At 42.7% G+C, this 8,128-nt stretch carries 4 protein-coding genes; 1 reads left to right on the top strand and 3 read right to left on the bottom strand.

Annotated elements, in window-relative coordinates; all coding sequences use genetic code 11:
- Positions 1–188: 188 nt before the first annotated feature.
- Together D6D85_RS00105 and D6D85_RS00100 are read right to left on the bottom strand one after the other, a co-directional pair.
- Positions 189–629, bottom strand: a complete 441-nt coding sequence (locus tag D6D85_RS00105; protein ID WP_125670006.1) for a DUF365 domain-containing protein — start codon at positions 627–629, stop codon at positions 189–191.
- 273 nt (positions 630–902) lie between these two features.
- Positions 903–4,580: an HsdM family class I SAM-dependent methyltransferase gene (locus D6D85_RS00100; protein WP_125670005.1), complete on the bottom strand. Its 3,678-nt coding sequence runs from the start codon at positions 4,578–4,580 to the stop codon at positions 903–905.
- 149 nt (positions 4,581–4,729) lie between these two features.
- Between D6D85_RS00100 and D6D85_RS00095 the strand changes: the two genes are divergently transcribed.
- Positions 4,730–5,164, top strand: coding sequence for an EVE domain-containing protein (locus D6D85_RS00095; protein WP_125670004.1), 435 nt, complete (start codon positions 4,730–4,732; stop codon positions 5,162–5,164).
- Between the two features lie 146 nt (positions 5,165–5,310).
- Here D6D85_RS00095 and D6D85_RS00090 read toward each other — a convergent pair.
- Positions 5,311–8,128: N-6 DNA methylase (locus D6D85_RS00090; RefSeq protein WP_133308272.1), on the bottom strand; the 2,818-nt coding region annotated here is incomplete at its 5' end.

Here is an 8,128-nt window from a genome sequence, read left to right as displayed (position 1 = left end):
CAGCTCAATGCATTCCTGAGAGGAGGATATGCTCTCCGCATAGTGGAACATTTTCAGATGCTCTCGTGCCTCATCAAGCTTATGACCAGCCCTCTCTAGAAAGCTTTCAGCCATGCTTAACGATTTCTTTTTGTCGCTCATCTTAGCAATCTTAAAATGGGCAGAACTTAGAAAAACTTTTCGGCAAATTACTGAGACCTTATTATGCTCTCATACTCCTGCTTTGTTAGGTACTTTCCTCCCACTGTTATGAACCTCTTCGGCTTCACCGCCTTCTCATATCTCCTTATGTTCTCAAGCTCTAAAACCAGAAATGTCACATCCCTGCCTGAACCTCCTCTTTTTCTGTCCTTAAAGGGCTTTGAGTAACTCCTAGCTTCCTCTCTTGTTATGAAAACCCTCTCTCCATATTTTCTGTATATATCATCGAGCTTCATCATCTCGATCCTTTTTATTGTGGCTTCTCCCACAATACCTCTTATCTCATGGGATGAGTAGAAAAGGATCTTTTGCCCCGGCTTAAGTTGTTTGAAGCATGTTGGATGCTTTATGAATACATCTTTGCCTGTAAATATCCTCTGCAGCAGGTTGAAGGGCACAGGATATATAACACCCATGATCTCGCTCAATATAACACCCAGATTTTTGATGGGAAGAAAAATAAATAACTTATCTTTCTTCCTGATCTAAGTGGAAAACTAGAGTTAGACCTTTGGCTTAAGAAATACTATTGTATGCTTATTACTTTTTCGGCCAATATCATCCTCAGCTTCTCTATCCAACAGATAAAAGGATGCTTGCAGGTGTTAGATGTCCTGAACATTTTATTTCAGCAAAAATTACTATCAAAAGTTTCAATAAATGAAACTAATACCTAATAAATTTATTGGGTTTTTCGGTTGTTAGGCAGTATCCGATTTGGTCTCCCGCTGTCCTTCTGGTTCAAGCCACTCAGTGAGGGGAACCACATTATCCGGTGGAGAGAATCTCCTGCTTCTCCTATCTCTTTCCTCGATATCAATCTCAACCTCAGTTCCAGGCCTGACCCTTCTTCCAGCACCTTTAACTCTTCTCTCCATCATATCCCAAGCGGAGTCCCACAAGGCATCTACATCAACAGTAATTCCCAATATTTCAGCTATTTTGCTGTCTATCTTCTTGAATACTGGCCTAAGCTTTTCGAACATCTTATACTTGCCGCCTTCCTTACCTTCAGAAGCTATACCTAAGGATGTTCCAGCTAACTTCCTAGCTTCAAATTCAAGCTTATCGAATAACATTGCTAGTTCCACGACATCTCCTCTATCGATTTTCTTGACATTTAGTACTGGCATCTCCCCAGAGATATCAGCTTCAAGAGCTAATATACCACCACCTGTCCTTCTGCCCGTCTGTTCAAGCCAGATCCACATAAATGTAGAGTTTAGGTATGCTAAAAGAGCTTTTATCTCAACTAAGTCGAGCTCAACATCTGGGTTCACATTTATAATATTATGGTAAGCCTTACTATATTTTATGGGATCATAGATATAATGGTCTATTTTAATTCTAACTTTTGGTATAAATGTTATGATAGCATCGTATGTAACAAAGGGCGCTTTGGCTAGGAAGAACTGTGGATGATATCCTGCCTGCCTTATCGCCATTACTAGCGTTGGTATGTAGCCTCCTAGGTCATACCATCCATGAAAGAATGGCTCCCCAGATTCCTCTCTAGCTCTACATGCCTCGGCATCTCTACATATCCTGCCACCTCCTCTAGTCCTCTTAATCCCTGTCCTGCACTCAGTCTCCCCCCACTTAATATACTCCTGTAGTTGTTGGGGTAGGTTTTCTCTTTTCTCATGAGCTATAAGGATGTACGCATACGCTTTCTTCTCTTCCTCTCCCTTTTTTATTGCCTTATCTCTTATCCTCTCCCAGTCCCCATATGTGAATTCGAATGTTTTAATATATCTAGAGGCTGTTATAGCTGGTACTAAATAAGGTCTCACGGCATCTCTAAATCCCTTGAGCTTTCTTTCCCATTCCTCAATCTTGGTTTCACTAAAGTAGAAGAAATCCTTAGCTCCAAGATCAGGTCTCACTCCGTTATCAAGAGCCCATATAGACCCTATACTATTACCCCTACTTGGTTTAAACCACTCATTAGCCCTTATCATTAAAGGATGTCTCTCAAGAGTTTCTACAACATCTTCAATGCCTTGGAAGAATAGGCTAATCCACTTTCTATCTGTTGGGATCTCAGACTGCTCTGCAAATTTATACCAGATCCCATGTCGGCGTCTACATTCCTCGAGAACTGTTTTATCAAACTCATAGTCAGGCGTTATGGAGCTCTCAATACATCTCAAGGCTTCATCTAGCTTTCTTTCCACATCCTTATCACTGAGGCTGCTGTCTATCGGGGGTATCCTGATCAACAAGACTTTGTTTTTATCACGAGCTTTCTTATCAGGCTCCTTCTCAGCCAATACTATGACTGTCGATATTAGCGCATCGAAAAGCCTATAGGAGATGTCTATTAGAGCTTTTATCTTGAAATGATCCAGTAAAAATCTTCCAAAATCAATACCGTAATCAGTTTGGAGCCACATATTGGAGATTATCATGCCAAGTCTGCCACCGCTCTTGAGGAGATTTTCGGCTGCATGAACTATCCAGTATGTGTATATCCCTGGCTCGCGTCCTCTTCTCAGATCAGCTACTAAATCATATTTCTTAGCTAAATCCCTGATCCTTCCTATGAGTTTTTTTGTTTCATCTGGTATTTCAACCCATCTAGTATAGGGCGGGTTACCTATAACTGCATCAAAGAGCTCCGCTTTTTCTAGATAATCTACCTTTTCCAAGTTTTCTGGAGCAGAAAAGAAGTCTCCAGGCATCACTTTTAGCTGTGAGAATGGGCATCTTGGTTCCATGAACATCAGATGAAGAGATGTCAACTGAGTTGCGAAAGCGTTTATATCCACTCCATAAAGCCTGTTCAGGATCTCTTGGTGCTCATTATAATCTTCTCTACATGAGGGATAATCATTATTGTCGTAATTCTTGTTGTACTTCAGGAATAGAAGCCTTTTGTAGGCCTCTATGAGGAATGTGCCCGATCCACATCCACCATCTAGGACCCTGTCATCTCCGGATCTGATGCTCCATCTTGTTATGAGCCTAGCTACTGCTGGTGGTGTGTAGAACTGTCCGAGCTGGTGCCTCTCACTTGGAGGTATGAATCCCTCATAGACATAGCCTATTATGCCCGGAAGATGCCCTAACGACTCCTTTATGGCATCAGCCACTTCTATCAATGCCTTTACTTTCTTAATAGCTCCTGAGCCCTTAAAAACTATCATATCGTAGAGCCCTGTCTCAAACAGCGGCCTGAAGTCCCTGATCTTTATGGATTCCTCCAGTCTTTTTGAAGCTGTTGCGAATACCCTGTTTAAAGCCTCAGTTATATCGTTTGGATCCGTTATCTCTATTCTCTCCCCATCAACCTCAATTGAGTCGTCCAGAAACTTGAGAGTAGGTATATTGTAGTGCATCTCGAGGACTTTATAGGCTAGGATCTTGGCTCCAAGCACATAGGTCATCATCCTAGATAGATTCCTGAAGGAGAGAACTTCCCTGATCTTTTTGTCGCATATGGAAGGGGATTTCTCTTCTGCCTCTCTGCAATATCTCACGAGCTCCTTGATATCCTTTTCTGTTATATCCTTTAATAAGAAAAACAGTTCTTGAGGGGATTTAGAACCTGAAACCCTCTTCTTTATCTCCTCAGCTAGGGGTTCGCATATCCTCTTTCTAATACTCCATTCCTCATGAAGACATAATGAGGAAAGACCAGGACTCAGGATTCCTGCCTTATATCCTTGTTTTTTCGCCTGCTCATAAAGCTTACTAAAGTATTCTGGATTATTAAGTATCTTTGCCTTCACAGCATCCTCCACATGCTCATCATGGAGCTCCTCGATGTGCTGCCTGAGCTGCTCAATCAATATCCTGTACAGTTGAGGCGGAGTTATGGGTACATTGATGATCCACTTCTCCACATACTCGAAAAGCCTCTTTATCGTGCTCTCTGAGAGAGGTTTCTCCAATCTATCTATGATATACTCTTGAACCAGCTTGTCATGTGCCCCAAGTTTGAGGGCTTTAGCCCAGTCCTCCGGTGAGGTGTGTTTTTCACGGCAGAGCTCGATATCAAGCAGATTTTCCAGCTCTCTTCTCTCAACACCTCTAAAGATTATAATCACGCTCTCGTTTGCTGTGGCGAAAAGAGGGGTCCTGTTCATGTTGTGACTTTCTAGAGCTAGGGCTGCATAACATAGCGCTTGAGCTATGGGTGCTCTCCCCAGAGGATCGTAGATGTCCTCGTATTTGCCCTCAGCTTTCCTCTTGGTCTCTATTATGAGCTGTGGAATCCCCTTTTCATCTAGAATAACTATATCTGGTTTCTTGCCACAATATTCAGGCCACTGATATTTAGCATTAAGCTTGACACCTCCTATAAGATGTCCAAGATAATCCTTGAGCTTGTGCCAAAACTCTGATGTAAATTCTACTTCTTCATTTCCATTCATAGTATCACCTTAAACTTACTCCTAATAGTAAACTCAGTTGGTTACTTCTTAAGACTTACACTGTAAACTCCTCCTTCCCTAGACCTGAAAATAGGCCTCGCACGGAAAACTGCAATAATCTTTAAATAAAACTAGGTCCTTCTTGATGTATGACCTACTGGCTCTGTATAACGACAGAGGAGAACTGGGGGGTTATAAAGGAGAAAAATATATGGGGAGTTCCTGAGAGGCACAAGAACACGATATCCAGGGTTAAGCCGGGAGATCTTCTCCTCATCTACGTGAAGCAGAGAAGCGTGGGAAAGGAGGTTGAGGGGCCCAAGATAGTAGCGCTATATGAGGCAGCTTCGGAGGTTTTCAGGGATTCCTCGAGGATATTCAGACCTCCTCCAGAGATAGGAGGCGAAGTTTTTCCGTTAAGAATAAAGCTGAAGCCTGTCAAGATATTTGAGAAGCCTGTTGAATTCAAGAAGCTGATACCGAAATTGAAGTTCATAGAGAATAAGAAAAAGTGGACTGGCCATCTGATGGGAAAGGCAATGAGGGAAATTCCGGAGGAGGACTTTAAGCTGATAACTGGTTAAGAGAAAAACAGTTTTTGCATTACCTAGAGCGCACGCATAGAGGCTGATAAGTACCTCATAAGTCAATTTGGATGCATATAAGACCCAAAAAGTTATTGTAATTTAAGGCACGTGATTACTATCAGGACAAATGTGTCAGCCTTTATTTACTTTTGACCGGGGATATAGCGTGAGTTAAGGTGCCTGCTGTAGCGTGACACGTGGAGGACTGAGTTCTCGGTTCCTCTTATTATCCCTCTTCTTCCCTCCTCGGTCCTAGCCAAACGCCTCTCCATCATGGAATGTGCCATGACCCTTGCTTTCTCAGCCAGAAGGAGGGATACGCCGAGTATCCTGCATATCTCCTCATCTATTTCCTTTATAACCTCGTTCCACAAAATCTCCACATTATTACGGCTATCTGCACCTCCTAACTTCCTAGCTTCATTTTCTAACTTCTCGAAAAGATTGGCAAGGTTCTCTAGGTTTTTCTCATTCAATGAATTAACATCTATTATTGGAATTTCCTCAGCATGCCTTACCTCTAAAGCTGCAACTCCCAAACCCGTCGTTCTGCTTATTGATTCTATATACAACTGAGCAAAGCTTGAGTTTAGGTAGGCCAGTAGAGCTTTAAGCTGCAATCCAGAAAGTTGTACTTTCGGAATAAAAGTTATCATCGCATCGTAAGTAACTACTGGGTATTCAAGTAAAATAAACCTTGTTTTATATTGAGATTGGCGCACTGCTGCTATTGGGGCTTTTTCTACACAACCTAAATCGTACCATCCGAAAAAGTGATCCCTACTTCTCTCCCTAATTTGGCATGCCTGTGCCTGATTACATGGCCTTCCTCCCCCTCTTGTCCCCCTTATCTTGGTCCTGCACTCGCTTTCTCCCCACCTTATGTAATTCAGCACTTTCTCGGGAAGCTCCTCTCTGGGCATATGACATATGAACATATAGCAATCGCTACCCTCGTCCCTGAGCTTTTTCCAATCCTCCTCAGTAAATGTAAAGTAGATAGCATGGCGGGAACTGGTTATAGCAGGGTGAAGATACTCATGAAGATCCCAATCCTGCGCCTTCTGTTCATTGAAGTAAAAGAAATCCTTAGCTCCCATATCCGGTCTTCTGCCATTTCTTAGAGCCCATAGACTGAAAAAGTAATTTCCTCTACTCATCTCAAAGTAGCTTCCAGCTGGAACTGTCCTATCCTTTATGGGAGATAATATCTCCTCTGTGTTAAATATCAAGTTTATCCACTTTTTATCCCTAGGTATATCTCTTTGTTTATATATATTAATGAGGTAGCGTTCCCTGCCCCTTTCAGGGTTCTCGAGTGCTTCAAGTATATCCGATACTCCCAAGCTTCCCTCCCCACGTATATTTAAATACATGAAAACTACGTTGTTCTCTCCTATGTCCTCATTCTCTCTTGGCTTCTCAAGCAGCACTATGCACGTCCCCACCAAAGGGACTGGAAAAACTCTAGCAGAGATATCTATGATCGCCTTTATCTTATAGTTGTCTAGGAGATATCTGCCGAAATCGACCCCATAATCCGTCTGGAGCCATGAATCCGATATTATCATCCCAAGCCTTCCCCCGGGCTTCAGGAATTCCTTGGCCCACATTATGAAGTATACATAGATCCCCGGTTCTCTTCCCCTCTCGACATCCGCATGAAGATTATACTTTGTAAGCATGGATTCTAGCCTATTCCTTATGTTCTCCCTGACATTCTGAGGAATTTCAGTCCATCTAGTGTAGGGAGGATTTCCGAATAGTGCGTCAAATCCATCCTTCGGCAAGTATATCCTTTTTTCTTTGGGCCCTTCAGGAGTTTGAACCTTATAGGGTAGAGGAACCTCCTGTCCTGGAATTATGCTGAAGAAGTCGGATTCTATGACATTCAGGTTTGTCGCAGGTGCTAGTATGTTCTTCATAGCGAGGTTCATGGAGGTGAGCTGAGCTGGAAATGAGTTTATATCAATGGCATATATCTGATTCAGGACCTTCTCGTGCACTCTTCTCGATGGTATCGTCCTCTTTCCGGTCTTGAACTCGACAAGTCTCCAGTACGCCTCCACTTCAAAGGTCCCACTACCGCATCCAGGACCTAGGACAACATCATCCCCGCTTCTGATACACCATGTTGTGATGAGCTCTGCTATCGGCCTAGGGGTGTAGAATTGACCAAGTCTGTGTCTCTCCTCCTCTGGTATCAAGTTCTCATAAACGTGGCCTATCACATCCCCGAACTCCTGCAGATTAATGCCGGACAACATTCTTATCAGCTCATCTATCTGAAAGAGAGCTCTTTCATCATCCGATATGACAATGTGATCGTAAAGCCCTGTGCAGAATATCTGCTCAAAATCCCTAGAGGTCTTCATTGCATCATCGAAAAATTCGTTCAGGCGCTGAAGATAATCCTTTGAGCTCTTCACATTGCTTGCAAATGGCCTTAGTTCTGGCAATTTATAGTAGTACTCTAGAACTTTATAAAATATAATTTTATTCATTAAAACATAGATCATCATCCTTGAGAGGTTCTCCACTCTCTCCAAATTCCGTCCGACCATATCAGCAAGTCCGTTAGAATATCCTATTTCTCTAGCATATCCATCTAGCAACCCATAGAAATCTTGATCCCTACTAAGCCTGATGAAAAGTGGCCTGCGCACAAAATATCTGTCCATGAAGTCAACAAAGTACCTCAGCTGATCTATCAGCCAGAATCCTATCTCCTTCCTTACCTTCAGCACTTCTACCTCTTTCAGCCAGAGCTTGACCGAGGTATCAAGCAGCTTGAATGCAAGCTCCTCCCTCAGGGGTCCCTCCTCATCAAAGACATAGTGCTTGCTAACAAGCCTCATAAAAGCCTGAGGGCTCATAGCAGATGAATAATCGCTCCTAGAGACAGCATCTCTATCAAGAAAGCTCCATGGATCATCAACAGGTCCAAATAACACTATTATA

It is taken from the genome of Candidatus Methanodesulfokora washburnensis (genome assembly GCF_003947435.1).
GTDB classification, from domain to species: domain Archaea; phylum Korarchaeota; class Korarchaeia; order Korarchaeales; family Korarchaeaceae; genus Methanodesulfokora; species Methanodesulfokora washburnensis.
This window is presented reverse-complemented; position numbering and strand designations above follow the sequence as displayed.